Here is a 25,916-nt window from a genome sequence, read left to right on the forward strand (position 1 = left end):
ATCGGCGCCGCCACCGAAATTTCATCCAGCAGGAGGTTTCATCATGAACAAGCTACTTGGCAGTGTCCTGATCGCCAGCGCCGGTTTCCTGGCCGCCCCGGTCTTCGCGCAGGTGGCGGTCGGCGGCGGCGCGGCGGCCCATGTCGGTGGTCAGGTCGGCGGCCTCACGCAGAGTGCGGCCCGGGCCAGTGGTCATCTAAGCGTCCAGGCCCAGACCCGCGCCGCCGATGCCATGCAGCGTGCGCAGATGCAGACCCGCCAGGCCAAGCAGCGCGCGGCGCAGGCCAAGGCTAGCGCCGATACCACGGCTGCCGAGGCGCGCCGGCATGCCGAGCATGCCGCACAGGCCAGCGCTGATGCGGCGGATCGTGCCGGCGGTGCCGTGAGTACGTCCGCGGTGCCGCGTGCCAGCGCCACGGGTGAAGCCCGCATGTCCGCGCAGGGCGGGACGGGTTCCGCTCACGCCGGTATGCATGCATCCGCCCGTAGTTCCGTACATGGCGGTGCCAGTGCCGATGCGCGACTGCATGGCGACGCCGCGGCGGGCGGCGGTCACTGATCCATGCGTTCCGCGCCGGTTGCGCCCCGGCGGATCGATGCAGCGCATCCACAGAAGATGCATCCGCTTGATTGCGCCCGGCCTTGCGCCGGGCGTTCTTTATGGGTGATTCCGGCGTCAGACCGCAGCGCAGCGCGTCTCCAGCCAGGCGCGATCGGCGGGGTCGTCGAGCAGGGGCGATAGCGCCTCGGCGACGCGGGCGTGGTAGTCGTTGAGCCAGGCGCGCTCGCTTTCGTCGAGCAGTGCGAGGTCCAGGGCGCGGGTATCGATGGGACACAGCGTCAGCGTTTCGAATTCCAGGAAGGTGCCGAACTCGGTGTCCTTCCAGGTGCGCACGACGGCCAGGTTCTCGTGACGCACGCCGTGGCGGCCCGGACGGTACAGGCCGGGTTCGATCGACGTGATCATGCCCGGCTGCAGCGGAACCAGTGCGCCGCCCGGTGCCGGCGGGCGGATACCGTGCGGTCCTTCGTGCACGTTGAGGAAGTAGCCGACGCCGTGGCCGGTGCCGTGTCCGTAGTCACCGCCGTCGGCCCAGATCGGCGCGCGCGCCAGGGCGTCGAGCTGCGGGCCGCTGGCGCCGGACGGAAACCGTGCGCGGCTCAGCGCGATGGTGCCTTTCAGCACCAGGCTGCAGTCGCGGCGCTGCTCCGGCGAGGTTTCGCCGAAGGCCCACATACGGGTGATGTCGGTGGTGCCGCCCTCGTACTGGCCGCCGGAGTCGACCAGAAGCAGGCCGTCCGCGTGGAGCTCTGCATGGTGCTCTTCGGTGGCGTGGTAGTGCGGCAGCGCACCGTTGGCCATGTAGCCGGCGATGGTGCCGAAGCTCTCGCTGACGAACGCGGGGCGCGCGGCGCGTTTTTCGCGCAGGATGTCGGCCACGTCCAGTTCGCTCACCGTTTCGTCGGCCTGCAGACGGCGTTCGACTTCGCGCATGCCCTGGACCAGCGCAGCGCCGTCCTCGCGCATGGTGGTGCGGATGTGCGCGATGTCGGCGTCGCTCTTGATCGCCTTGAATGCGGTGGAGGGATTGGCGCGCTCGATCAGACGCGCGCGTTCGGGCAGGCCGTTGACGATGTCCACAACCACGCGTGCGGGATCCAGCATGACGCCAGCATCGTTCGGCAGCGCGGCCATGGCTGCTGCGGTCTCGGCATAGGCGCGCACGACGATGCCGTCTTCCTGCAGCGCGGTGCACAGAGTGTCGTCGAGCTTGTCCGGGTCCACGAACAACGTGCAGCGCTCGCGTTCGATCAGCAGGTGCGCCAGGAATACCGGGTTGTATTCGACGTCGCGGCCGCGCAGTCCGGTGATCCAGGCGATGTCGTCGAGACTGGAAAGCAGATGGTGGCTGGCCTGCGCGTGCTCCATCGTCTCGCGCACGCGCTGCAGACGTTCGCGGCGATCGCCGTCGCACCATGCGGCGGCCTGGGCGCGGACCGGCGCGTGCGGCAGCGCGGGACGGTCCTTCCAGACGGTGCCGGGCAGGTCGAGGTCCGTGCGCAGGCGCGCGCCGGTCTTCCGCAGCCGTTCGCGCAGGCTGCGCGCGCTGGATAGCGCGATGCTGTCGCCGGCCACGGCCAGCGTCTGGCCTTCGCCGAGTTGATCGAGCAGCCAGTCCACGTGCTCGGCGGTGTGCGGTACGCGCAGGCGCATGAGCTCGACGCTGGTGCCGGCCAGTTGCTGTTCGGCCTGTTCGAAGTAGCGCGAATCGGTCCACAGACCGGCGAAATCCCCGGTCACGATCAGGGTGCCGGCCGAGCCGTCGAAACCGGACAGCCACTGCCGCGCCTGCCAGTGTTCGGGCAGGTATTCGGACAGGTGCGGGTCGGCGCTGGGGATCAGACAGGCCTGAATATCGTGCTCGCGCAGCGCGGCGCGGAGGGCGGAAAGTCGGGAAGGAATCTGCGTGTTCATCCGCGAATGCTAGCAGCCGAACTGTGTCGTCGGCAGGGCCGGAGGTCCCGTGCGGCGGGTCAGATGCGGGCACCCAAGCCGGGCTGCAGGCGCTCCAGGAACGCGCGCTGCAGCGGCGCGGCCTGTGTGGACGAACGGTACAGCACCTTGAGCGGGCGACGGATATGCAGCGACTTCAGGCCCAGTTCGCACAGCCCACCGTCGCGCAGTTCCGCGTGCATGCAGATGCGCGGCAGCCAGGCCACGCCGCCGCCGTGGATCGCAGCCTGCTTCAGGGCTTCGGTGTTGCCGAATTCCATGATGCGTGGACTTTCCTTGATGCCGCGCTCGCGCAGCAGGGTGGTGATGACTTCGCGCGTGCCCGAACCACGCTCGCGCATCAGCAATGGCTGCCGGGCGATGTCTTCGATGGTCGGGCGACGACGTGCGAGCAGCGGGTCGTTCTTGGCGACGACCGGCACCAGTTCGTCTTCCTCGAACGTGATCGCGGACAGTCCTTCCAGATGCAGCGGACCTTCGATGAAGCCCAGCATGAAGCGCAGATCCACCACGCCGCGCGAGACCTGCTCGGTGTTGCCGACGAACAGCGTGATGTCGATGTCCGGGTGCTGCGTGCGCATGCCGGCCAGGATCCTGGGCAGCACGTAGGTGCCGATGGTGTTGCTGGCGCCGAGCGTGAGCCGTCCGCTGCGCGCCTCGGCGATTTCTCGAATGGCGGCCTCGGCCGCGTGCTCGATGGCGAACAGGCGCGTAGCGTGCTCATGCAGTACCCGGCCGGCCTGCGTCAGCCGCATGCCGCGCGGGACCCGTTCGAACAGGGGCACGTTCAAGCGTTCTTCGAAGGTCTTCAGTTCGCGCGAGAGTGCGGGCTGCGAGATATGCAGACGGCGTGCGGCTGCGCTGATGCTGCCGGTTTCGGCAATCGCGTGGAAGATCGACAGATGATGGAGATTCATAACAATAATCTATACATATCTTGCTTTATTTGCATTGGATGCATTGCTTCATCTGCGTGATGATCGAAGGCACATTGATTCCACGAGGAGGTGTGCCGTGCGTAGAGACCGTCTTATCCATGTCGCGACGATGCTGTTGTTCGCCGTGATCGCGCTGCCGCTGCAGGCGTCCGCCGCCAGTAACAGCTTCTGGAAGACCCCGACGATCCAGGGCTACGGCAAGATCCACTACCTGGCCGATGCGGCCTATCAGCCGGATCCGAAAGCGACGTACAAGATCGTGTTCGCGCTGACCAAGGGCGCGAAGTCGCCCGATCAGGTCAACGGTTCGCTCGATCATGTGGCGCGTGCCGTGAACCTCTACGTGGCGGCCGGTGTGCCGCTCGACCATCTGAAGTTCGTCGCGGTCGCGAGTGGCGCGGCTACGCCGCTGGTGCTGGACAACGCGCATTACCGCGCCAAGTTTGGCGTCGACAATCCCAACCTCAAGCTGATCGAGGAGCTGCGCAAGGCCGGCGTCGACGTGTCGGTGTGCGCGCAGGCCGTGGCCGAGCATCACTTCCAGTACGGCTGGGTGTCCAAGCATGTCACGCTGGCGCTGTCTGGACTGACCACGACCACCGTCCTGCAGCAGCAGGGTTACGCGCTGAGCCCGCTCTGAGCGACGCCTTCGTCAGGAGACCGCAACCATGACATCGCGTATCGCACGACGCGCCGTGACGCTGGTGCTGGCCGTTTTCGCGGCGGCCGCAGGCATCGCGCCGGCGACTGCCGCAGCACAGACCGCGCAGCAGACCATGCCGCTGGGCGTGTTCCCGCCCTGGCAGGACGGGCGCAACAACGACAGCATCCAGCGCGGCCTGGAGTTCACCATTCCGCAGGTCGACAATCTGGCCGATTTCCACGGCAACCCGGGCACGGCGCGGCTGGTGCTGTACGTGGCCGGCAACTACTACTTCGCCATGGCGCCGCTGGTGCACGCCTTCGAGCGCATGCATCCGCAGTACAAGGGGCGGCTGTACTGGGAGACCATTCCTCCGGGACTGCTGCAGACGCAGATGCAGGCTGGCGGCACGATCACCGTCGGCAACATGACCTGGACCGCGCCGCCGGACGTGTACATGGCGGGGCTGGGGCGTGTGAAGAAAATGGTGAGGGACGGCGCGCTGGACGCGCCGGTCGTGCCGTTCGTGACCAACGACCTGACCATCATGGTGCCGAAAGGCAACCCGGCGCATATCCGCAGCCTCGCCGATCTGGCGCGTGCCGATATCAAGCTGGCCATGCCCAATCCGGCCTTCGAAGGCATCGGCAAGCGCATCGAGAAGGCGCTGGTGAAAGCGGGTGGACCGGCGCTGCTGAAAGCCGTCTACACGGACAAGGTGAAGGCCGGCAGCACCGAGCTGACGCATATCCATCATCGGCAGACGCCGTTGTGGATGATGCAGGGGCGCGTGCAGGGTGGCGTGACCTGGCAGTCCGAAGCCCGCTTCCAGGAAATGGTCGGTCACCCGATCACGCACGTGGACATTCCCGACGCGCACAATGTCACGGCGATCTATGCCGGTGCCGTGGTGCACGGCGCGCCGCACGCCGAGGCGGCCCGTCAGTGGCTGGCCTTCATCCATTCGTCACAGGCGCTGGGCATCTTCAAGCGTTACGGCTTCAAGGCCTACGATGAGGGTGCGCGCTGACGCGCAAGGGGAGTGGACATGTCGATACGAACGCAACGGCGCCGTTTCGCGAAGATCGCGACTGCGCTGACCATCCTTGCCGGCGTGGCGGCGGCCCATGCCGCCACACCCGACGCGGCGCGCATCGCGCAGGTCGGCAATGGGCGCGGTGCGGCACCGTGCTCGGCCTGCCACGGCGCGCACGGCGGCGGGCAGGATGCTGCGGGCTATCCGCGGCTGGCTGGGTTGAACAAGGCGTATCTGCTCAAGCAGCTCGATGCCTTCGCCAGTGGCTCGCGGGCCAATCCGGTCATGCAGCCCAACGCCAAGGCGCTCAGCGTTGCCGAGCGCGAGGCGATGGCCGCGTATTACAGCGCCATGCCGGTGCCGGCTTCCGCGCAGCATCGCGATGCCAAGCCGGTGGCCGACGACGATCCGGGCGCGCAGCTGGCGCAGTGGGGCCGCTGGAGCGAGAAGGTGCCGGCTTGCGTGCAGTGTCACGGTCCGCACGGTGTCGGTGTGGGCGTCAGTTTTCCTCCGCTGGCGGGCCAGCCGGCGAACTACCTCGTCGCCCAGCTCAAGGCCTGGAAGCAGGGCACGCGCAAGAATGATCCGCTGCAGCTGATGCAGCACGTGACCTCGAAGCTGAGCGAGCAGGACATGCGGCACGTGGCCGCCTGGTTCGCTGCGCAGCCAATCAACGCCAGGGGAGAGACGCCATGAATCGGATGATGCATTCGATGCATGCCTGGGCACCCGCCTTCGCCCTTGCGCTGGCCGCCTGTTCCGGGTCTTCGCAGCCTTCGGCGTCGACGAGCGCAGCGTCGTCCACGGCCGCCGTGCCGGCGAAGGCGGCGACGACGTCGACCGCCGCTCCGAAGCAGGCAGTCGCCAAGACCTTCACACCACCGCCGATCGACGCCATTCCGGACACGCCGTTCGGCAAGATGGTGCGCGAGGGCCGGGCGATCTTCATGGACACCCAGACTCATGCCAAGGCCTACGTCGGCAACGGGCTGAGGTGCAGCAACTGTCACCTGGACGCCGGTCGCCTGGCCAATGCCGCGCCAATGTGGGCGGCCTGGGGCATGTACCCGACGTACCGCAGCAAGAACGGGCATGTGAACACCTTCGCCGAGCGCCTGCAGGGCTGCTTCCGCTACAGCATGAACGGCAAGGCGCCGCCGCCCGACAGCCCGGTCATCGTGGCATTGGAAAGCTACGTCTACTGGATGTCCAAGGGGGCGCCGACCGGTGTGGCGCTGGCCGGCCGGGGCTACCCGAAGAAGGGCTTCAAGCCGCCGCAGCCGCCGGACTATGCGCGCGGCCAGCACGTGTTCGAAACCAACTGTGCGTTGTGCCATGGCAAGGACGGGCAGGGCCAGAAGGCGGCGGGCCGCTACGTGTTTCCGCCGCTCTGGGGGCCGCAGTCGTTCAACTGGGGCGCGGGCATGCACAAGCTCGACAACGCCGCGGCCTTCATCAAGGCCAACATGCCGCTGGGGCGCGGCGGCATGCTCAGCGATCAGGACGCCTGGGACGTGGCCCTGTTCATGAACGCGCACGAACGGCCGCAGGACCCGCGTTTCACCGGCAGCGTGGCCGAGACGCGCAAGAAGTTCCATCACAGCAAGATGTCGCTGTACGGCACGGTGGTGAACGGTCATTTGCTCGGATCCGGTTCCCCGCGCTGACCGGCGCGGTCATCGGGCGGCACGCGAACGGCGGAGGCCGGATTTCCGCCGATTTCGCGTGCGCGTCCTATCCCGGTGCTGAACTTCGGGCCCGTCTGGACTCGCAGCATCGCGGACGACTCTGTAGAATGGCCTTTTACCAGCACGAGCCGTCGTTCATGACCCCTCTGATCTTCGTTACTGGCGGTGTGGTGTCCTCGCTTGGCAAGGGCATCGCGGCGTCGTCGCTGGCGGCCATCCTCGAGGCGCGTGGCCTCAACGTCACCATGATGAAGCTCGATCCCTACATCAATGTGGATCCGGGCACCATGAGTCCCTTCCAGCATGGCGAGGTGTACGTCACCGACGACGGCGCCGAGACCGATCTGGATCTGGGCCACTACGAACGTTTCGTGCGCACGCGCCTGACCGGCCGCAATTCCATCACCACCGGCAAGATCTACGAGAGCGTGATCCGCAAGGAGCGCCGCGGCGACTACCTGGGCGCGACCGTGCAGGTGATTCCGCACATCACCGACCAGATCAAGCACTCGGTCTACGAGGCCACGCGCGGTCACGATGTCGCCCTGGTCGAGATCGGCGGCACGGTCGGCGACATCGAGTCGCTGCCGTTCCTGGAGGCCATCCGTCAGCTGCGCATCGAGCACGGTCCCGAGAAGTGCCTGTTCATGCACCTGACGCTGGTGCCGTTCATCAAGGCCGCGGGCGAGATCAAGACCAAGCCGACGCAGCATTCGGTCAAGGAACTGCGTTCGATCGGCATCCAGCCGGACATTCTGGTGTGCCGCTGCGAGCAGCCGCTGCCGGACGGCGAGCGCCGCAAGATCGCGCTGTTCACCAATGTGCCGGAGAAGGCCGTCATCAGCGCGGTCGATCTGGACGTGATCTACAAGTTGCCGTCCTGGCTGCACAAGCAGGGCCTGGACGACATTGTCGTGCGTCAGCTGGGACTGGAGGCCAAGCCGGCCGACCTGTCCGAGTGGGAGGCCACGGTCGAAGCCGTCGAGCATCCGCACGATGAAGTCACAGTCGCCATCGTCGGCAAGTACGTCGAGCACAAGGACGCCTACAAGTCTCTGGGCGAGGCGTTGCGTCACGGCGGCATCAAGCAGAACACCGCCGTGCATCTGAAGTGGCTCGATTCCGAGCAGATCGAGGCCGAAGGCGCCGCCGCGGTGCTGGGCGACGTTGACGCCGTGCTGGTCCCGGGCGGTTTCGGCAAGCGCGGCTTCGAGGGCAAGGTGCAGGCGGCGCAATACGCGCGCGAGCACAAGGTGCCGTACTTCGGCATCTGTTATGGCATGCATGCGGCGGTGGTCGACTTCGCCCGTCATGTGGCCGGCATCGAAGGCGCCGACTCCAGCGAGAACGACCGTCACGCCAAGGACCCGGTGATCGCCCTGGTGACCGAGTGGACCACGGCCAGCGGCGAGGTCGAGACGCGCAGCGAGCAGTCCGATCTGGGCGGCACCATGCGCCTGGGCGCGCAGGAGGCCCGTCTGAAGCCGGGCACGCTGGCGCACAATCTCTACGGTCGCGACGTGGTGCGCGAGCGTCATCGCCATCGCTACGAATTCAACAACCGCTACCGCCAGCAGTTCGAGGACCTCGGCATGGTGGTGTCGGGCAAATCCATGGACGATCTGCTGGTCGAGTTGGTCGAACTGCCGCCGCAGACGCATCCGTGGTTCCTGGCCTGCCAGGCGCATCCGGAATTCACGTCCACGCCGCGCGACGGGCATCCGCTGTTCATCGGCTTCGTGCGCGCCGCGCGCGAATTTCACGCCGTGCGCACCGGTCAGCAGCTGGCCGACGCACAGGAGGCCTCGGCATGAAGTTGTGTCATTTCGAGGCGGGTCTGGACCGGCCGCTGTTCCTGATCGCCGGGCCGTGCGTGGTCGAATCCGAGCAGCTGCAGGTCGACACCGCTGGCACGCTCAAGGAGATCACCAGTGCGCTGGGTATGCCGTTCATCTTCAAGTCCAGCTTCGACAAGGCCAACCGCTCATCCGGAACCAGCTTCCGCGGCCTGGGCATGGAAGAGGGCCTGCGTATCCTCGGGGAGGTCAAGCGCCAGGTCGAGGTGCCGGTGCTGACCGACGTGCACGAATACACGCCGTTCGACGAGGTCGCGGCCGTGGTCGACGTGCTGCAGACGCCCGCGTTCCTGTGCCGGCAGACCGATTTCATCCAGAAGGTCGCCGCCGCCGGCAAGCCGGTGAACATCAAGAAGGGCCAGTTCCTGGCGCCGTGGGACATGAAGCACGTGGTCGAGAAGGCGCGCGCCGTTGGCAACGAACAGATCATGGTCTGCGAGCGCGGCGTGAGCTTCGGCTACAACAACCTGGTCTCGGACATGCGCAGCCTCGCGGTGATGCGCGAGACGCAGTGCCCGGTCGTGTTCGACGCCACCCACTCGGTGCAGTTGCCGGGCGGGCAGGGCGCGAGTTCGGGCGGACAGCGCGAGTTCGTGCCGGTGCTGGCGCGCGCGGCCGTGGCGGCCGGCGTGGCCGGCCTGTTTGCGGAAACGCATCCGGACCCGGACAAGGCGCTCAGCGACGGCCCGAATGCCTGGCCGCTGGACCGTATGAAGGCCTTGCTCGAGACGTTGATGGAGCTCGATGCCGTGGTCAAGCAGCGCGGGTTCCTCGAACAGCACTGACGCATCGGCCGGAGCGAACATCGGTACATGACAGGGGGGAGAGCCACATGAACGAAAGCATCGCCATCCAGCCCGTTTCGACCTCGCCGCCAGATGCCCCGCGCAAGCATTCGGGGCTGGGTATCGCTTCGTTCGTGATCGGCCTGGTCACGCTGGTGATGATGTTCGGCGTGTTCCTTCTTGCCGTAGCCATCAACGTCCACAACGGCGGCGTCGCCCCCGACGAGCATGCGCCGCAGACCGTCATGCTCGGACTGCTGGTCATACTGACCGGCCTGATCAGTCTGGTCGGCCTGGGGCTGGGCGTGCCGCCGTCGTACAGAAATCCCGCCGCCGCACGTTCGGCATCATTGGTCTGTGCCTGAACGCGGCGGTGGTTCTGCTGATTCTTCTTCTCCTCATCATTGGTCTGACCGCAAGCTGACAGGAAACCATGAGCACAATCATCCAACGCATCCACGCCCGCCAGATTCTCGATTCGCGCGGCAATCCCACTCTCGAAGCCGACGTCACCCTGGCCGACGGCAGCATGGGGCGCGCCGCGGTGCCTTCGGGTGCCTCCACCGGCACGCGCGAGGCGGTCGAGTTGCGCGACGGCGACAAGGGTCGCTATCTGGGCAAGGGCGTGACCAAGGCGGTCGACAACGTCAACAAGGTGATCGTCGACGCGCTGAAGGGGTTCGATGCGGCGGATCAGAAGAGTCTGGATGACAAGCTGATCGCGCTCGACGGCACCGAGAACAAGGGCAAGCTGGGCGCCAATGCGCTGCTCGGTGTGTCCATGGCGGCCGCGCATGCCGTGGCCGCTTCGCGCCGCGTGCCACTGTGGCAGTACCTGGCCGGCGGTCGTTCGGTGGAGCTGCCCGTGCCGATGATGAACATCATCAACGGCGGCGCACACGCCGACAACAATGTCGATGTGCAGGAATTCATGGTCATGCCGGTCGGGCTGCCCAGCTTCAGCGAGGCGCTGCGCGCCGGCGCCGAGATCTTTCATGCGCTGAAGAGCGTGCTGAAGGGACGCGGATTGCACACCACGGTGGGCGACGAGGGCGGCTTCGCGCCGGACCTGCGCTCCAACGAGGAAGCCATCGAGACCATCCTCGAAGCCATCGGCAAGGCCGGCTACAACGCCGGCGGCGATATCTGGCTGGGGCTGGACGCGGCGTCCTCCGAGTTCTACAAGGACGGCAAGTACGACCTGGCTGGCGAAGGCAAGGCCTACGATTCGGCCGGCTTCATCGACGTGCTGGCGGGCTGGTGCGACAAGTACCCGATCCTCACCATCGAGGACGGCATGGCCGAGCAGGACAACGCTGGTTGGAAGGCGCTGACCGAGCGTCTGGGCAGCCGCATTCAGCTGGTCGGCGACGACAACTTCGTCACCAACCCGAAGATCTTCCGCAAGGGCATCGACGACGGTATCGCCAACGCCATCCTGATCAAGGTCAACCAGATCGGCACGCTCAGCGAGACGCTGGAGACCATTGCCATGGCCGATGCGGCCAAGTACGCAGCGGTGATTTCGCACCGCTCCGGCGAGACCGAGGACACCACCATCGCCGACATCGCGGTGGCGACGACGGCCACGCAGATCAAGACCGGCTCGTTGTCGCGCAGCGATCGCGTCGCGAAGTACAATCAGCTACTGCGGATCGAGGAGCAGCTGGGCGATGCCGCGCGCTACGCCGGACGCGACGCGTTCCCGAACCTGTCGTCCTTCCCGGACGCATGACGGAACACGGGCCGCTGCCATGCTGCGCTGGATCGGACTGCTGCTGATCGCGTTTCTGCTGATTCTGCAGTGGAAGCTGTGGGTCGGCGCCGACGGCATCCGCGAGGTGCACGCGCTGCGCGCCAGTGTGGCTGCGCAGCGCGAAGAGAACGATCAACTCACGCGTCGGAATCAGGCGCTGGAGGCGGACGTGAAAGACCTCAAGCACAATGGGCAGGCGGTCGAGTCGCGCGCGCGCTCGGAACTGGGGCTGATCAAGCCCGGAGAGACCTTCTACCAGGTGGTCGAACCGGCCTCGGCGAGCAGTTCCGATGCGCACTGACGAGGCCCTGTGGTGCGTGGTGCCGGCTGCCGGCCATGGTCGGCGGTTCGGCAGCGAAGTGCCCAAGCAGTACATGCCGCTGGCCGGTCAGCCGCTGATCCTGCGCACGCTGGAGCGGCTGGCCGCGCATCCGCGCATTGCCGGCCTGATGGTGGTGCTGGCCGAGGGCGACACGGCGTGGGCAGGCATCGACACGATGGACGGCAAGCCCGTGCTCACCACACTTGGCGGCGCCGAGCGTGCGGACTCTGTGCTGGCCGGGCTGCGCGCCTTGCCGGGCGATGTGAGCGCGGATGCGTTCGTGCTGGTTCACGATGCGGCGCGTCCCTGTGTCCGCGCGGCCGACATCGAGCATCTGGTGGTTCGCGCCTCGGTCGGCGAGGGCGGGCTGCTGGGCGCGCCGTTGCGCGACACGCTCAAGCATGCCGATGCCGGCGGGCACAGTTGCGGCACCGAACCGCGCGATGGTCGCTGGCGCGCGTTCACGCCGCAGATGTTCCGCCGTGGTGCGCTGAGCGACGCGCTGACGCAGGCGCTGGCCGATGGCGTGGCGATCACCGACGAGGCCATGGCGATGGAGCGCGCCGGCATGACGCCACTGCTGGTCGAGGGCAGCGAGGACAACATCAAGGTCACCACCCGCGCCGATCTGGCGCTGGCCGAGTTTCTGCTTCCGCGCACGCGGTAAGGCAAGGATTTCAGACATGCGGATCGGACAGGGCTTCGACGTGCACGCCTTCGCCCCCGGCGATCATCTGATGCTGGGCGGGGAACGCATCGCACACACGCACGGCGTGGCTGCGCATTCGGATGGCGACGTGGTCATCCACGCTCTGTGCGATGCCTTGCTCGGCGCGCTGGCGCTGGGCGACATCGGGCAGCACTTTCCGCCGTCCGATCCGAAGTGGAAGGATGCCGACAGTCGCGATTTCCTCGGCGCCGTCGCCGGCATGATCGAGGCTCGCGGCTATCGTCTGTGCAATGCGGACATCACCGTGATCTGCGAGCGACCGAAGGTCGGTCCGCATGCCGATGCCATGCGCGCCAATCTGGCCTTGGATCTGGGCGTCGACGTGTCGCGTATCAGCATCAAGGCGACGACCACCGAACGTCTGGGCCTGACCGGTCGCGGCGAGGGCATTGCCGCCATGGCGGTCGCCTTGCTGGAGCCGTGCGGCTGACATTTGCGCCGAGGTTGCGCGCAATAAGCGCCGTCGCCGCCCATGCGCGCGCCCCAAGCCAGGTCGCTGCTGGTATCATGTGCGGATACACCGGCACAACGTCGGAACTTTCAGCTATGGACGTACCCAGTCAACCTCCCAGTTTGAACGTAACGTTCTCCTTGACCCGGTAACTCCGAAGGCGCGCTCCGCCCTCGGGGACGGAGCGTGTCATGAGCGAAGTCGAAACTCGCAAACCGCAGAGCCGCCTGCAGGAGCAGTTCGCGCAGATCAACGATTTGTTGCAGCGTCAGCGTCAAGCTGAGGAACTGCTACGTCGTCACGGTGGCGAACACAAGCGCGCCGAAAGCCTCATGCAGCGGCAGAATCGCGCCGAACTGCAGCGCTGCCTGGACGGCCTGCATCCGGCCGATATCGCCTACATCCTCGAAGCGCTGCCGCTGGAAGACCGTCTGGTCGTATGGCAGCGCGTGAAGGCCGACCGCGACGGCGACATTCTGCTGGAAGTGTCCGATGCGGTGCGCGAAAGCCTGATCGCGGACATGGACGAGGGCGAGATTCTCGCCGCCATCGAGCCGCTGGATTCGGACGAACTGGCCGATCTGGTAGAGGATCTGCCGCCCGAGGTCCTGCCCGAGCTGATGGCCAGCCTCGATCCGCAGCAGCGCGAGCAGGTGCAGTCCGCGCTGTCCTACGACGAGGACCAGGTCGGCGCGTTGATGGACTTCGAGATGGTCACGATCCGCGAGGACGTGACGCTGGAAGTCGTGCTGCGCTACCTGCGCCGCTTCGACGAACTGCCCGAACAGACCGACAAGATCTTCGTCATCAATCAGGACAGCGTGCTGACCGGCGTGCTGCCGTTGAAATGGCTGGTGGTCAATTCGCCGGACAAGAGTGTCGGCGACGTCATGGCGCGTGACGTCAACACCTTCCTGCCGACCGACGACGCCGACGACGCGGCACAGGCCTTCGAGCGCTACGATCTGATCTCCGCGCCGGTGGTGGACGGCGAAGGGCGCCTGATCGGCCGTCTGACCATCGACGTCATGGTCGACCGCATCCGCGAGGAGAGCGAATCCGAGGCGCTGGGCCGCGCCGGTCTGCGCCAGGAAGAGGACATCTTCTCCTCGGTCTGGGCCTCGGTGCGCAACCGCTGGTCGTGGCTGGCGATCAACCTGGTCACGGCCTTTCTGGCCTCGCGCGTGATCGGCCTGTTCCAGGGGTCGATCGAGAAGCTGGTGGTGCTGGCCACGCTGATGCCCATCGTCGCCAGCATCGGCGGCAGTTCGGGCAACCAGACCATCATCAAGATCGTGCGTGCCATTGCCACCGATCAGGTCGGTCTCAGCGCGATCTGGCGATTGCTGCGCAAGGAACTCGGCGTCGCTTTCTTCAACGGTCTGATCTGGGGCGGCGTGATCGGCTGCGTGGTCGCGCTGATGTACCACGACATTCCCCTGGGCCTGGTGATGACTGTCGCCATGGTGCTCGAACAGATGCTCGCCGCCGTGATGGGCGTCGGCATCCCGATGATGATGCTGCGCCTGGGACGAGATCCGGCGATGGGGTCGAACATCTTCCTGGTGTTCATGACCGACAGCGGCGGCTTCTTCATCTTCCTGGGGCTGGCTTCGATCTTTCTTCTGCATTGAGAGCACGCGAAGTGGGTCATGAGCCGTGATGCTCGAAGGGCATCTCGCTGCCCCGGATTCCGTTTCCCGTTTCTCGCTGCACACTGCTTGAATCCCTTATGACGAACACGAACCACGAACTTCCCCATGCCCACGGCGGCCCGCCGCTGACTGCACGCTTGCGTGCGAAGCCCGAGGACTTCGTGGTCGAGGAAATCCTCGGCTACGACGCGGACGGCGAGGGCGAGCATGTGCTGCTGACTGTCGAGAAGCGCGGTCACGACACGCAGTGGGTGGTGCGCGAACTGGCGCGCTTCGTCGATATCTCGCCCGTCGGCATCGGCTTTGCCGGTCTCAAGGATCGCCATGCGGTGACGCGTCAGGCGGTGTCCGTGCATCTGGCCGGCCGCGACGAGCCGGACTGGTCGGCGTTCCCGCACGAGGGTGTGCGCATTCTCGAGAGCGTGCGCCATCGCCGCAAACTCAAGCGCGGCGCGCTGTCCGGCAACCGTTTCGTGCTGACGCTGCGCAATGTGGAGGGAGATCGCGATGCGTCCGAACGCGTCCTCCAGGCCATCGCCGAGCGCGGCGTGCCCAACTACTTCGGCGACCAGCGCTTCGGTCGCGGCGGCGCGAATGTCGACCGCGCGCGAGCCATGTTCGCCGGCAAGCGCGTGGACAAGCGCACGCGTTCGCTGCTGCTTTCGGCGGCGCGTTCGGAACTGTTCAACCGCGTGCTCGCCGGACGCGTCGCGGATGCGTGCTGGGATACGCCGTTGGACGGCGAGATCTGGTCGTTGGCCGGCTCGCGGTCATGGTTTGGCCCCGAGCCGTTCGACGACACGCTGGCCGACCGGCTGGCGCGTGGCGACATTCACCCGTCCGGCCCGCTGTGGGGCAAGGGCGAGCCGCCGACTCAGGGCGAAGCCGGTGCCCGCGAACGCGCGGTAGCCGAAGCCGAGCCCGAACTGGTCAACGGCCTGGTCGCCGCCGGTATGGATCAGGAGCGCCGGGCGCTGCGACTGCTGCCGCAGCAGCTTTCCTGGGACTGGCTCGACGACACCTCGTTGCAGCTTCGTTTCGCCTTGCCGGCCGGCAGCTACGCCACGGTCGTGGTGCGTGAATTGACTCGCCAGGCATGAATACGTGCGGCGGGGCGTCCCGCCGCGACTGTAGATTTCCATGACGGGGCCGCGTGACGACGATCACGTGCCGACAGCCGCGTCAGCGCTTATTCCGCACCATGAAACGGCTCAGTCACGATGTCCCAAATGGCTTCGGGTCCTGCCTGCGTCATGTCCTTGCCGACTTCCCGGCGGACGCACTCGCGCAAGGGCGGGGGCATGCAGGGGCGCAGGTGTCCTAGCAAGTCCGGCGTCGCGATCAGCATCAGGTGCTCGAAACGATGCTGCACGCGGCCATCTTCGAGTACGGATGCGAGTTGGCGCGCGAAATTTTCGGCTGCCTTCGTCGCCGGTTCGGTATGCGGTTCAATGGCGTGACGCGCGGAGCCGGTGCGGTCGAAGGTTCTCGGTGGACGGTTTTCGCCGCGCGAGCCGGCCGGTGCGCGTCCTTCGGGATTGAGGAAATCTTCCTTCTCCGTCAGGTCGCGCTGTTCTTGATCGAATTCGAACAGGCGCGCACGAGCACGGCTGGCTACAAGAATCCAGGTTTTCGACATGGCTTGTCTCCTGGTTCGTCTGGGTGATCGTCAATGGGTCGTGGATGCCGGCCCGTGCATGCCCCGCCGCTCGTTCACGAGCGGGTCTCCATTTCGTGGATCTGCTCTCGCGCCAGGGCGTGGGATAGATCGTTCAGGTGCATGCTCAGCGCGACGAAAATGTCGTCGGCCGACAGCAATCCTGCCAATCCGCCGTTGCGGTCGAGGACTGGAAGTCGCCGTACGCCACGCGTGCGCATGGTCTGCACGGCATCGAAGAGTTCCTCGCTCTCGGTGCAGGTCGCCAGCTGTCGCGTCATGATATCCCCGACCGAGAGCGTATCGGCGTCGGCATCCGCGGCGATGACCGAGACCACGATGTCGCGATCCGTGACGATTCCGATCGGAATGCGTTCGCCATTCGGCTGATCGACCACCACCAGCGTGCCAACGTGCTGTTTGCGCATCAACTGCGCGGCATCGCGAACGGAAAGGTCCGCATCGACGTGGACGACGTCGTGAGTGCAGATGTTGGCAATACGCATGGCTGGTCTCCCGTGTCGCGATTCGTCGCCTGCAATTTGGACTGTTTCCGGTTCGGACGACTTGATGCCAGTCAAAAAGCGGGACGGGCGCGGACCAGGGGCGGGGTATTAACGCAGCAGCACGACCGTGGCGCCGGTGCCGCCCTGGGCGGGGCGGGCCGAGGCGAAGGCGAGCACGTCGCTGCGGCGGCGCAGCAGGCGGTCGGTCAGCCCTTTCAGCACTGGGCCACCAGGACGCGAGCGCAGTCCCTTGCCGTGCACGATGCGCACGCAGCGCCAGCCTTCGGTGTGGGCTTCGTCCAGCAGGTCGAGGATGCTGGTGCGCGCCGCCTCGGCATTCATGTGGTGCAGATCGGTCTCACCCTGGATGCTGAACTGGCCGCGCTTGAGGCGGCGCAGCAGTTTCGGCGAGTGGCCCTCGCGCAGGTAGCTCAGTTCCTCGCCGATCTCGATCAGCGCCGGGTCGTACTCGGCGCGAAGCAGATCGCCGGCAACGGCGGCCTCGTCAGCCTCGCGCATGTGCGCTCGCGGACGGGGGCGGGGCTTTTCCGGCGCGGGCGCCTCGGTTTCGATGCGGCGCACCGGGCCGACCGCATCGCGGAACAGCGCGATGTCGTCGGTACTCGGCTCGGGCGGGGCGCGGCGGCTCATGGGCCTATCCTAGCGCGGGGCAGCCGCAGGCTGAATCGGCTAGAATGCGAGACTGTTTCCCGGCGTCGCGCACGCCGGTCTTTCTGCTGGAAGATGGTCCCCGATGCGAGTTCTAGTAAGCAATGACGATGGCGTGGATGCACCGGGCATCCGTGTCCTGGCCGAGCGCCTTTCCACCATCGGCGAAGTCACCGTGGTCGCACCCGACCGCGACCGTTCGGGCGCCAGCAATTCGCTGACCCTGGACCAGCCGATCCGCGTCCTGACGATGGACAACGGCTACCATCGCGTCGCCGGCACGCCGACCGACTGCGTGCATCTGGCGCTGTCCGGGCTGCTCGACAAGCAGCCGGACATCGTGGTGTCGGGCATCAACAATTCCGCCAATCTCGGCGACGACGTGATCTATTCGGGCACCGTCTCGGCGGCGATGGAAGGGCGCTTCCTCGGCCTGCCGGCGATCGCGGTGTCGCTGGTCAGCGAGGATCATCGTGGTCGTAACTACGAATCGGCGGCGCGTGCGGTGCTCATCATCATGCAGCATCTGCTGAAGGACCCGCTGCCGGCGGACACCATTCTCAACGTCAACGTGCCCGATCGACCGTGGTCGGACATTCATGGTTTCGAGGTCACGCGGCTGGGCAAGCGGCATCCTTCGGCGCCGTGCATTCGCCAGGAAGACCCGCGCGGACGCCCGGTGTGGTGGATCGGTCCGGCCGGAGAGGTCGACGACGACAGTCCGGGCACCGACTTCAACGCGGTCAGTCGCGGTTATGTCTCGGTGACGCCGATCCATACCGACCTGACGCGTTTCCAGGCGTTGGACAAGATCAGTGGCTGGGTCGGAGCGATGAGCCACGAGCTGCACGACGAGGACGCGGCATGAAGACGCATGCGTTGCCAGCCGAGGCCTTGCGCGGCGAGGGACTGACTTCGCAGCGCGCGCGCGACCGGCTGGTGGCGCGTCTGCGCGAAGAGGGCATCAAGGACCTTCGCGTGCTGGAGGCCATTCGCCGTCTGCCGCGTCACCTGTTCATCGACGAGGCGCTGGCCTCGCGCGCCTACGAGAACACCGCGCTGCCCATTGGTCATGGCCAGACGATCTCGCAGCCGTGGGTGGTGGCGCGCATGACCGAGGCGTTGATCGAGCGCGGCATTCCGCAGCGCGTGCTGGAGATCGGCACCGGTTCCGGCTACCAGGCCGCCGTGCTGGCCTCGATCGTGCCGCAGATCCACACCGTCGAGCGTATCGAGGAACTGCTGCGCAAGGCGCGTCGCCGCTTCCGCCAGCTCGGGATCGAGAATCTGCGCTCCAAGCATGACGATGGCAATCTCGGCTGGCCCGAGGAGGCGCCGTTCGACGCCATCATCCTCACTGCCGCAGGCGAGGGCATTCCGCAAGGATTGTTCGATCAACTGGCCCCGGGCGGAGTGCTGGTCGCGCCGGTGGGGCCGAGCGGGGCGCAGACGCTGCTTCGCCTGACGCGTGATGCGGAGACCGGCGAAGTGGTGCCGGAGGATCTGGGACAGGTCAGTTTCGTGCCACTGCTGGGCGGGCTGGTCTGAGTGGTCGCATCGATGTCCCGGCACGTCCGGTCCTGGAAGGAGTATTCGCACTGATGCGTCTTTTTGGTCCCCTCTACGAGCGCGCCCTGCGCTGGTCGAAGCATCCGCATGCGGAACGCTATCTGGCCGGACTCAGTTTCGTCGAAGCGTTCATCTTCCCGATTCCACCCGAAGTCATGCTGGCGCCGATGGCGCTGGCCAAGCCCGAGCGTGCGTTCCGTTTCGCTTCGGTCAGCCTATTGTTTTCGCTGCTGGGTTCGCTGGTCGGTTACGCCCTGGGCCACTATGCCTTCCAGGCGCTGCATCCGGTGCTCGACGCGCTGCATCTGCTGGCACCGATCGAGCATGGCGTGGACAGCCTGCGCAGCCAGATGAACCAGCACTGGCTGGGGTTGCTGCTGGTGTTGCTGCTGGCCGCGCTGCAGCCGGTGGTGCCGATGAAGTTCATTACCTGGGCCTCGGGCATCGTCGGTGTGCCGCTGATTCCGTTCATGTTGTGCATGGCGCTGGGGCGCGGCAAGCGGGTGTATCTGCTGGCGATGCTGATCCGCCTGTTCGGCAAGCGGGCGGAGGACATGCTGCACCGTCACATCGAGCGCATCGGCTGGGCCGCGCTGGTCATTCTCGCGGCGCTGGTGGTCTGGTGGCTGCTGGCACGATGAAATTGCCTGTGCGCCCGGCTATGCTGACCCGCATGCATGCCAAGAACGTCGCCGCCAGTCTTCTCGTCGCCTGTCTGCTGACGGCCTGCGTGGTACCGCATCACTCGGTGGTGATCGAGTCTCCGCACGGGCCGGAAACGGATGCCAACGGCGTGCCTGTGCATGCCAGCGGACCGATGACGGATACGCACTACACGGTGGTTCGCGGCGATACGCTGTACAGCATCGCTTTCCGGGCTGGCGTCGACTTTCGCGATCTGGCGCATTGGAACGGCATTCCGGCGCCGTATGTGATTCATCCCGGCCGACGCCTTCGCCTGACACAGCCCGTGCGTACGGTGGGTGTGCCCAGCCGGCCAGTCTTCAAGCCGGTGTCTCCGTCGTCATCACATTCGACATCGAGAACGGTCGCGCATCACGTACCGTCGCCGGCCAACAAGACCGCGCATGCCGCAGTCGAGGTGGCGCGAGCCGTCAGCACCACGGTTCCGGTCGCGGGTGAAGCCACGCCCCCGGATCGTGCGCCGGTATCGGCCAAGGCCGTGCCCGCCGCTCCGTCGCGCAGCACTGGTGGAGTGACCTGGCGCTGGCCCGCGGACGGTGCACTCGTGAATGCCTTCAATCCCCATGACCCCATTCCCGGCATCGAGATCGCCGGAAGGGCCGGCGATCCAGTGCGGGCGGCGGCCGACGGTGTGGTGGTCTACAGCGGCAATGGCCTGGTCGGCTACGGCGAACTCATCATCATCAAGCACAACGACACTTACCTGTCCGCGTACGGGCACAATCGCAAGCGACTGGTACGCGAGGGAGAACGCGTGCGGGCGGGGCAGGTCATTGCTGAAATGGGTTCTACCGGTGCTTCGCGCAACGAACTGGAATTCCAGGTGCGCAAGAATGGCAAGCCGGTCGATCCGACGCATTACCTGCCGTCGCGATAGTTCATTCGAAGCGCCGGCGGTATCTGCGGTACGGACATGAAAAAGCGCGCCCTGGTATCGGGCGCGCTTTTTTTTCGATCGCGTTTGGCGAGTCAGGCCGGCACGGCTTTCGGATTCGGGCCGTATTCGTTGGAGCCGGTGCTGTCGAGCAGCATGAACACCAGCAGCACAATGCCGCCGATGATCGGAACCAGGCTGATCAACACCCACCAGCCGCTGCGCCCCGTATCATGCAGACGGCGCACCGTGACGCCCAGCGACGGAAGAAACACCAGCAGCGAATACAGGCCGGTCAGGAAGTTCAGGCCGTGTTTGTTGGATTGCATGCCGAGCACCATCGCGATCACCGTCAGAAGAATGTAGGCGATGATGTTGAACAGCGTGAACATCCAGTATTCCTTGCGCCGCGCGCGGCCGGAGAACACGAAATATTTCTTGAGAACGTCGAAGTACCAGTTCAAGGTTCATACCCCCATGAGCATCCGATGGATGCGTTGGCGACTGCAGGCCCGACGATGCCGGGCTTTCCCCCTGGGCAGGCCGGTCGCGTCGACCTGCTCGTCGATGGTCGCAGCATGCGGCATGCGCGGCAACTGGGGCATGCAATGCGCGAAGGGACTGGTGTTGCCGCACACAGCGCGTAGAGTGGGGCTTTCACGAACACGACAGCCATCATGATTACGCGTGATCCCGAAGCGTTCCTGCACGCATTCGCGGCGTTGCCCTACACGGCGGCGCGGCCAGCGACCGCACGAGCGGCGTTCATGGTCGCGCCGTCGCATTTCGGTCTCGCCGGGGAGTCGGCGCAAGACAATGCCTACATGCGGATGCAGGATGTGGTCGATCCGCAGCGTGCGGCACGTCAGCATGCCGCGCTGGCCGAAGCGCTGCGCGACGACGTCCCCGTCGTGACTTTCCCGGGTATTCCGGACGCGCCGGATGCGGTGTTTCCCAACAACGTCTTCGCGACGCGGCCGGGTGCATTGGTGGTCGGGCGCATGCGTCACGCGGTGCGCCGCCGGGAAGCGCTACGCACAGACATCCGCGGATTTTTCCGTGATGTGCTCGGATACGAGGAAATCGATCTGTCGGGGCCGTCGCAACCGGTGGCCGAGTTGACCGGTTCGCTGGTGATCGATCATGCGCGCGGCGTCGGATTTTGCGGTCTTGGCGAACGTTGCACCGAGGCCGGTGCGGCGGCCATGCATCGTGCGTTCGGACTCCAGCTCACGTTCTGCTTCGATCTGGCGCCGGGCGAATACCACGCCAATGTGCTGATGACCGCGCTGGCCGGACGTGGCGTGCTGCTGGTGCCGGACGGCTTCCGCGATTCCGCGGCTGCCGAGGCTGTTGCGCGTGCCTACGAGGGGCGCGTGGTGATGCTCGAGGCCGCGCAGAAGGAACGATTCGCCGCCAACGCCATCACGCTGGATCCGCATCGGGTCTGGATGAGCGGGACTGCCGCGAGCAGTCTCTCGCCTGCGCAATGCGCGCAACTGGAAAGGCTGGGATTCCGGATCGGGGCGGTCGAGCTGGATGAGATCGAGAAGGCCGGTGGCAGCTTGCGCTGCTGCGTGGCGGAGATCTTCTGAGCGCCCAGGTGCGTCGCGCGGACGGGTTATCATCCAGGGCGATCCATTCGCACGAGCCCACGCATGACCGCCAAGCCGTACGCCACCGTAGCGCTGCCCGCGCGCGAATCCATGACCGACGCCGAGCGCGAACAGCGAGCGGCTGCGTTCGCCGAGACCATGGCGCAGCGTCGGACCGTGCGCGATTTCGCGCCCACACCGGTTCCGCGCACGATCATCGAGCAGTGTCTGCGTGCAGCGGGCACGGCGCCCAGCGGTGCGAATCAGCAACCCTGGCGGTTCGTGGCCGTCAGCGACCCGAACATCAAGCACCGCATCCGCGAGGCCGCCGAGGCGGAGGAACGCAGTTTCTACGAGCACCGTGCACCGGAGCAGTGGCTGGAAGCGCTGGCGCCGCTGGGCACGGATGCCGACAAGCCGTTCCTGGATGTCGCGCCCTGGCTGATTGCGGTGTTCTACGAGCGCTTCGCGCTGGACGCGGAGGGCAACAAGCACAAGCGCTACTATCCGCACGAATCGGTGGGTCTCGCCACGGGACTGCTGATCGCGGCGCTGCATCAGGCTGGATTGGCGACGCTCACACACACGCCCAGTCCAATGGGATTTCTCAACGAAATCCTGGAACGTCCCCGCAACGAGATGGCGTACTTGCTGCTGGTGGCCGGCCACCCGGCCGAGGACTGCCGGGTGCCGGATATCGAGCGCCTTCCGCTGCAGGATTACACGCGCTTCATGTAGTCAACCGCGCCGCGGACTGCGTTCCCCGGATAGGGTTCCGCTGGCATGAACGCGGGGCGGAATGCCATCCGCCCCATGTATCGACATCTGAGGGTGATCAGTGACCGTCGCTGGTGATCTGCATGTCCTCCCCGATCAGTCGGCGCTTGATGAGTCGGCTGAACAGGGCCAGCACCACGCCGACACCGATCGAGATGGCGGCAATGGTCAGGTAGATGCGCGGCATTTCGCCGACGTCATGCGCGCTGAAGCGGCCCGCGATCAGACCGGCCAGCAACTCGCCGAGCGCCATGAACAAGAACCAGGTGCCCATCAGGCGGCTGGCGTAGCGCTTCGGTGAAAGCTTGGTCGTGGCCGACAGGCCGACGGGACTCAGGCACAGCTCGCCGATGGTGTGCAGCAGATAGGTCAGGGTCAGCCACATCGGCAAGGCCTTGTGGCCGGCCACGACGATCCAGGCCGCGCCCATCATCACCAGGAAGCCGATGCCGATGAAGACCATGCCCAGGGCGAATTTCATCGGCGTCGACGGATCCAGCTTGCGTCGTCCCAGCCAGACCCAGAACCAGGCGAAGAACGGCGCCAGCAGCAGGATCAGCAATGAGTTCTCGCTCTGGAACCACGAGGCCGGGAAGGCGTAACCGAACACATGCAGGTCGGTGTAGCGCTCGGCGAACAGGTTGAAGTTGGAGCCGGCCTGTTCGTAGCCGGCCCAGAACAGCGCCTGCACCAGGAACAGGATGGTCAGCGCGGCCAGCCGTTTCTTCTCCACGGCGCTGAGCCGGCCGAAGAAGAACAGCCACAGCAGGAAACCCAGGCCCAGCAGGAGGATCACGATGCCCGACCACAGCGCCAGCGGCACCGGTGCATAGACCACCGCGCCGCTGTAACCGAGGCCGACCACGACCACGATGACCGCCACGCCAATCCACAGCGCGCTCCAGGAACGCTTCAGGAAGCGGTGCTGGCGCGCGGGGTCGTCGTAGGCAGGCAGGGCATGCGTGCCTGCGCCGCCGAGGTTGCGCAGCGTCAGGCGGTACTGGATCAGACCGAACACCATGCCCACGCCAGCGGCGACGAAGCCGTAGTGCCAGTTGATCTTCTGGCCCAGATAGCCGCAGATCAGCGGACCGAGGAAGCCGCCTAGGTTGATGCCCATGTAGTACAGCGAGAAACCGGCGTCGCGACGGCTGCCGCCTTCGGGGTACAGCTCGCCGACCAGGGCGCTGGCGTTGGGCTTGAGCAGACCGGTGCCGAGCACGATGAACACCAGGCCCAGGAAGAAGGTGCCGCGGCTGGGGATCGCCAGCGTGAAATGGCCCAGGGCGATGATCAGACCGCCGTACCAGATGGAACGCTGCTGACCGATCAGGCGGTCGGCGATCCAGCCGCCGGGCAGCGAGGTCAGGTAGACGGCGGCCGTATACAGACCGTAGATCGCGGTGGCGGTCTTGTCATCCAGGCCCATGCCGCCGGTGCTGGTCGCCGCGACCATGAACAGCACCAGCAGTGCGCGCATGCCGTAGAAGCTCAGGCGTTCCCACATCTCGGTGAAGAACAGCGTCATCAGGCCGCGCGGATGGCCCATGATGGTGGATTCGCCGGTCGGCGCGGTGTCGGTCATGTTGCGGGATTTCCGTTCGTGCGTATCGGCCAAGCGTCGGTCATGCGCTGTCGTGGCGTCAACTGGGAGGCCGTGCGCTGTGTGTGTCCGGGATGGTCTGACAGTCGTCACTTGTCCGCCCACGATGCGCCGTCTACGCTTGGTTCCGACTTCCGATGGAGCATTGCCGTGAACGACGACAGCAACAAGCCCGCGCCGCGGTCCTCGCAGAGCGTGGTGACCGGTCTGGTCGTGATCGCCATCGGCGTGTTCTTCCTGCTGCGCAATCTCGGTATCGAGATGCCCTGGATGGACCTGCCCAACTGGTGGGCGCTGTTCATTCTGGCGGCCGCGCTGGGGCCGTTGCTGCAGGCGGTCAACCGCTACCGGCACCAGGGACATTTCGACGGCACCACGGGACGCTACCTGCTGACGGCGCTGGTGATCGCCACCATCGGCCTGATGCTGCTGCTGGAGGTGCGCTGGCACCTGTGGTGGCCGGTGTTCATCATCTATGGCGGATTGTGGATGGTGCTACGCGACCGCGGCGACGAGTGACACATCTCTGGGATGCGTTGACGGATGCGCTCGGCTAGGATCGCCGTTTATTGACGGACGCATCGTGCAGAGGAGCCGCGTGCAGTACCAGCATATTCTCGACCAGATCCACGAGGAGATCGCGCCGACTCTTCCGCAGGGGCGCATCGCCGACTACATCCCGCAATTGGCGTGCGTGGACGAGCGCAAGTTCGGCATGGCGATCTGCGATGTCGACGGTGGTTTCGCCTGGGTGGGCGATGCCGACGAGCGATTTTCGATCCAGAGCATTTCCAAGGTTTTCACGCTGACCCAGGCGATGCGCACGGCAGACGCGCAGCTGTGGCGGCGGGTCGGGCGCGAGCCGTCGGGCACGGCGTTCAATTCGCTGGTGCAGTTGGAGTTCGAGAACGGCATTCCGCGCAACCCGTTCATCAATGCCGGCGCGCTGGTGGTGACCGACATCGTGCTTTCGCACCTGGGCGACGCCAAGGCGGCGCTGCGCGAGTTCGCACGGCGGCTGAGTGGCGCGGACGATATCGACTACGACCTGCGCGTGGCCGATTCCGAGGCGCGTCTGGGCTACCGTAACGCCGCGCTGGCCTACTTTCTGAAGAGCTTCGGCAATCTGGAGAATCATCCGGATCAGGTGCTGGACGCGTATTTCCATCACTGCGCGCTGTCGATGAGCTGTGCCGAACTGGCGCGTTCGTTCATGTATCTGGCGCGCCACGGTCTCAATTCCGATGGCGAGGTCATCTCGTCGAGTCAGGCCAAGGCGATCAATTCGCTGATGCTCACGAGCGGCACCTACGATGCCGTGGGCGCGTTCGCCTACAGTGTCGGTCTGCCGGCCAAGAGCGGCGTTGGTGGCGGTATCGTCGCGGTGATGCCGGGCATGTTCAGTCTGTGCGTGTGGGCACCGGGTCTGGACGGGCGCGGCAATTCGATGGCGGGAAGCCGTGCGCTGGAGCGTTTCGCCGAGCTGAGCGGCCAGTCGATCTTCTGATCGGCACCGTCGTCGCGTTGCGGCGGCGCGCATGACGCTAACGGCACGATTCGGGTATGGTGCGGTCAGGCACCGACAG

29 protein-coding genes are annotated in these 25,916 nt (G+C 66.0%); 22 read left to right on the plus strand and 7 right to left on the minus strand.

Translation table 11 applies throughout. The annotated features are described in order from the left end of the window. Positions 1-43 precede the first annotated feature (43 nt). Positions 44-559 carry a hypothetical protein gene (locus tag HF690_RS08955; protein WP_146742293.1) on the plus strand — a complete coding sequence of 172 codons (516 nt, stop codon included), beginning with the start codon at positions 44-46 and terminating at the stop codon, positions 557-559. Between the two features lie 117 nt (positions 560-676). Here HF690_RS08955 and HF690_RS08960 read toward each other — a convergent pair whose 3' ends face one another. Further along, a complete protein-coding gene (locus tag HF690_RS08960; protein ID WP_168609195.1) occupies positions 677-2,476 on the minus strand; it encodes an aminopeptidase P family protein in 1,800 nt (599 codons plus the stop codon). 59 nt (positions 2,477-2,535) lie between these two features. Beyond that, positions 2,536-3,432, minus strand: coding sequence for a LysR family transcriptional regulator (locus HF690_RS08965; protein WP_168609196.1), 897 nt, complete (start codon positions 3,430-3,432; stop codon positions 2,536-2,538). Positions 3,433-3,529: 97 nt separating this feature from the next. Between HF690_RS08965 and HF690_RS08970 the strand changes: the two genes are divergently transcribed. From HF690_RS08970 to truD, 13 genes are all read left to right on the plus strand, one after another. Next, entirely contained in the window at positions 3,530-4,093 is a 564-nt protein-coding gene (locus tag HF690_RS08970; protein WP_240601766.1) for a DsrE family protein, read from the plus strand. A 28-nt stretch (positions 4,094-4,121) separates the two neighbouring features. Further along, a complete protein-coding gene (locus HF690_RS08975) occupies positions 4,122-5,126 on the plus strand; it encodes a molybdate ABC transporter substrate-binding protein (RefSeq protein WP_113064723.1) in 1,005 nt (334 codons plus the stop codon). Positions 5,127-5,144: 18 nt separating this feature from the next. Continuing rightward, the gene (locus tag HF690_RS08980; RefSeq protein WP_168609197.1) at positions 5,145-5,828 is read left to right on the plus strand and encodes a c-type cytochrome; all 684 of its coding nucleotides are present in this window, start codon (positions 5,145-5,147) and stop codon (positions 5,826-5,828) included. Then, positions 5,825-6,799, plus strand: coding sequence for a c-type cytochrome (locus HF690_RS08985; protein WP_240151692.1), 975 nt, complete (start codon positions 5,825-5,827; stop codon positions 6,797-6,799). Before HF690_RS08980 ends, HF690_RS08985 begins: the two co-directional genes overlap by 4 nt. 158 nt (positions 6,800-6,957) lie before the next feature. Beyond that, on the plus strand, positions 6,958-8,634 hold the full coding sequence (pyrG, locus tag HF690_RS08990) for a CTP synthase (RefSeq protein WP_113065086.1): 1,677 nt from the start codon (positions 6,958-6,960) through the stop codon (positions 8,632-8,634). Next, positions 8,631-9,461: a 3-deoxy-8-phosphooctulonate synthase gene (kdsA, locus tag HF690_RS08995; protein ID WP_168609198.1), complete on the plus strand. Its 831-nt coding sequence runs from the start codon at positions 8,631-8,633 to the stop codon at positions 9,459-9,461. The genes pyrG and kdsA overlap by 4 nt, the downstream gene beginning before the upstream one ends. Before the next feature lie 47 nt (positions 9,462-9,508). Beyond that, positions 9,509-9,826: a hypothetical protein gene (locus HF690_RS09000; protein WP_168609199.1), complete on the plus strand. Its 318-nt coding sequence runs from the start codon at positions 9,509-9,511 to the stop codon at positions 9,824-9,826. 68 nt (positions 9,827-9,894) lie between these two features. After that, entirely contained in the window at positions 9,895-11,196 is a 1,302-nt protein-coding gene (gene eno / locus HF690_RS09005; protein WP_113064727.1) for a phosphopyruvate hydratase, read from the plus strand. Positions 11,197-11,215: 19 nt separating this feature from the next. Beyond that, positions 11,216-11,518, plus strand: a complete 303-nt coding sequence (ftsB, locus tag HF690_RS09010) for a cell division protein FtsB (protein ID WP_168609200.1) — start codon at positions 11,216-11,218, stop codon at positions 11,516-11,518. Next, complete coding sequence (gene ispD, locus HF690_RS09015) at positions 11,508-12,206, plus strand: 2-C-methyl-D-erythritol 4-phosphate cytidylyltransferase (RefSeq protein WP_113064729.1); 699 nt, start codon at positions 11,508-11,510, stop codon at positions 12,204-12,206. The genes ftsB and ispD overlap by 11 nt, the downstream gene beginning before the upstream one ends. Before the next feature lie 16 nt (positions 12,207-12,222). After that, entirely contained in the window at positions 12,223-12,699 is a 477-nt protein-coding gene (gene ispF / locus HF690_RS09020; RefSeq protein ID WP_168609201.1) for a 2-C-methyl-D-erythritol 2,4-cyclodiphosphate synthase, read from the plus strand. Between the two features lie 212 nt (positions 12,700-12,911). Beyond that, positions 12,912-14,354 carry a magnesium transporter gene (gene mgtE / locus HF690_RS09025; protein ID WP_113064731.1) on the plus strand — a complete coding sequence of 481 codons (1,443 nt, stop codon included), beginning with the start codon at positions 12,912-12,914 and terminating at the stop codon, positions 14,352-14,354. Between the two features lie 98 nt (positions 14,355-14,452). Further along, a complete protein-coding gene (truD, locus tag HF690_RS09030; protein WP_168609202.1) occupies positions 14,453-15,475 on the plus strand; it encodes a tRNA pseudouridine(13) synthase TruD in 1,023 nt (340 codons plus the stop codon). Between the two features lie 89 nt (positions 15,476-15,564). Here the strand turns inward: truD and HF690_RS09035 are convergent, their stop codons facing one another. From HF690_RS09035 to HF690_RS09045, 3 genes are all read right to left on the minus strand, one after another. Next, a complete protein-coding gene (locus HF690_RS09035) occupies positions 15,565-16,014 on the minus strand; it encodes a host attachment protein (protein ID WP_168609203.1) in 450 nt (149 codons plus the stop codon). A gap of 74 nt (positions 16,015-16,088) precedes the next feature. Then, positions 16,089-16,538 (minus strand): CBS domain-containing protein, encoded by a 450-nt coding sequence (locus tag HF690_RS09040; protein WP_113064734.1) that lies wholly within the window; start codon positions 16,536-16,538, stop codon positions 16,089-16,091. Positions 16,539-16,646: 108 nt separating this feature from the next. Then, positions 16,647-17,189 carry a Smr/MutS family protein gene (locus HF690_RS09045; protein WP_113064735.1) on the minus strand — a complete coding sequence of 181 codons (543 nt, stop codon included), beginning with the start codon at positions 17,187-17,189 and terminating at the stop codon, positions 16,647-16,649. A gap of 103 nt (positions 17,190-17,292) precedes the next feature. Here HF690_RS09045 and surE point away from each other — a divergent pair, with 103 nt between their 5' ends. Genes surE through HF690_RS09065 form a run of 4 tightly spaced genes read left to right on the plus strand, consistent with a single transcriptional unit; the run spans position 17,293 to position 20,358 of the window. Continuing rightward, entirely contained in the window at positions 17,293-18,075 is a 783-nt protein-coding gene (gene surE, locus HF690_RS09050; RefSeq protein ID WP_113064736.1) for a 5'/3'-nucleotidase SurE, read from the plus strand. Then, positions 18,072-18,755, plus strand: a complete 684-nt coding sequence (locus HF690_RS09055; protein ID WP_113064737.1) for a protein-L-isoaspartate(D-aspartate) O-methyltransferase — start codon at positions 18,072-18,074, stop codon at positions 18,753-18,755. Before surE ends, HF690_RS09055 begins: the two co-directional genes overlap by 4 nt. 53 nt (positions 18,756-18,808) lie before the next feature. Then, a complete protein-coding gene (locus HF690_RS09060; protein ID WP_168609204.1) occupies positions 18,809-19,417 on the plus strand; it encodes a YqaA family protein in 609 nt (202 codons plus the stop codon). Beyond that, the gene (locus HF690_RS09065; RefSeq protein WP_113064739.1) at positions 19,414-20,358 is read left to right on the plus strand and encodes a peptidoglycan DD-metalloendopeptidase family protein; all 945 of its coding nucleotides are present in this window, start codon (positions 19,414-19,416) and stop codon (positions 20,356-20,358) included. Before HF690_RS09060 ends, HF690_RS09065 begins: the two co-directional genes overlap by 4 nt. A 92-nt stretch (positions 20,359-20,450) precedes the next feature. Here HF690_RS09065 and HF690_RS09070 read toward each other — a convergent pair whose 3' ends face one another. Next, positions 20,451-20,819, minus strand: a complete 369-nt coding sequence (locus HF690_RS09070; protein WP_113064740.1) for a DUF805 domain-containing protein — start codon at positions 20,817-20,819, stop codon at positions 20,451-20,453. 213 nt (positions 20,820-21,032) lie between these two features. On the opposite strand from HF690_RS09070, the gene HF690_RS09075 reads away from it, so the two are divergent. Both HF690_RS09075 and HF690_RS09080 read left to right on the plus strand, forming a co-directional pair. Then, on the plus strand, positions 21,033-21,950 hold the full coding sequence (locus HF690_RS09075; protein WP_168609205.1) for an arginine deiminase-related protein: 918 nt from the start codon (positions 21,033-21,035) through the stop codon (positions 21,948-21,950). Between the two features lie 63 nt (positions 21,951-22,013). Then, a complete protein-coding gene (locus tag HF690_RS09080; RefSeq protein WP_168609206.1) occupies positions 22,014-22,688 on the plus strand; it encodes a nitroreductase family protein in 675 nt (224 codons plus the stop codon). Positions 22,689-22,785: 97 nt separating this feature from the next. On the opposite strand, the gene HF690_RS09085 is transcribed toward HF690_RS09080, so the two are convergent. Next, positions 22,786-24,312 carry a peptide MFS transporter gene (locus HF690_RS09085; protein ID WP_113064743.1) on the minus strand — a complete coding sequence of 509 codons (1,527 nt, stop codon included), beginning with the start codon at positions 24,310-24,312 and terminating at the stop codon, positions 22,786-22,788. A gap of 168 nt (positions 24,313-24,480) precedes the next feature. Between HF690_RS09085 and HF690_RS09090 the strand changes: the two genes are divergently transcribed. Beyond that, entirely contained in the window at positions 24,481-24,849 is a 369-nt protein-coding gene (locus tag HF690_RS09090) for a LiaF transmembrane domain-containing protein (protein WP_168609207.1), read from the plus strand. Between the two features lie 79 nt (positions 24,850-24,928). Further along, the gene (locus tag HF690_RS09095) at positions 24,929-25,837 is read left to right on the plus strand and encodes a glutaminase (RefSeq protein ID WP_168609208.1); all 909 of its coding nucleotides are present in this window, start codon (positions 24,929-24,931) and stop codon (positions 25,835-25,837) included. Positions 25,838-25,916: the final 79 nt, after the last annotated feature.

Origin of the sequence: Oleiagrimonas citrea (assembly GCF_012395255.1) — a bacterium.
Classification (GTDB): Bacteria; Pseudomonadota; Gammaproteobacteria; order Xanthomonadales; family Rhodanobacteraceae; genus Oleiagrimonas; species Oleiagrimonas citrea.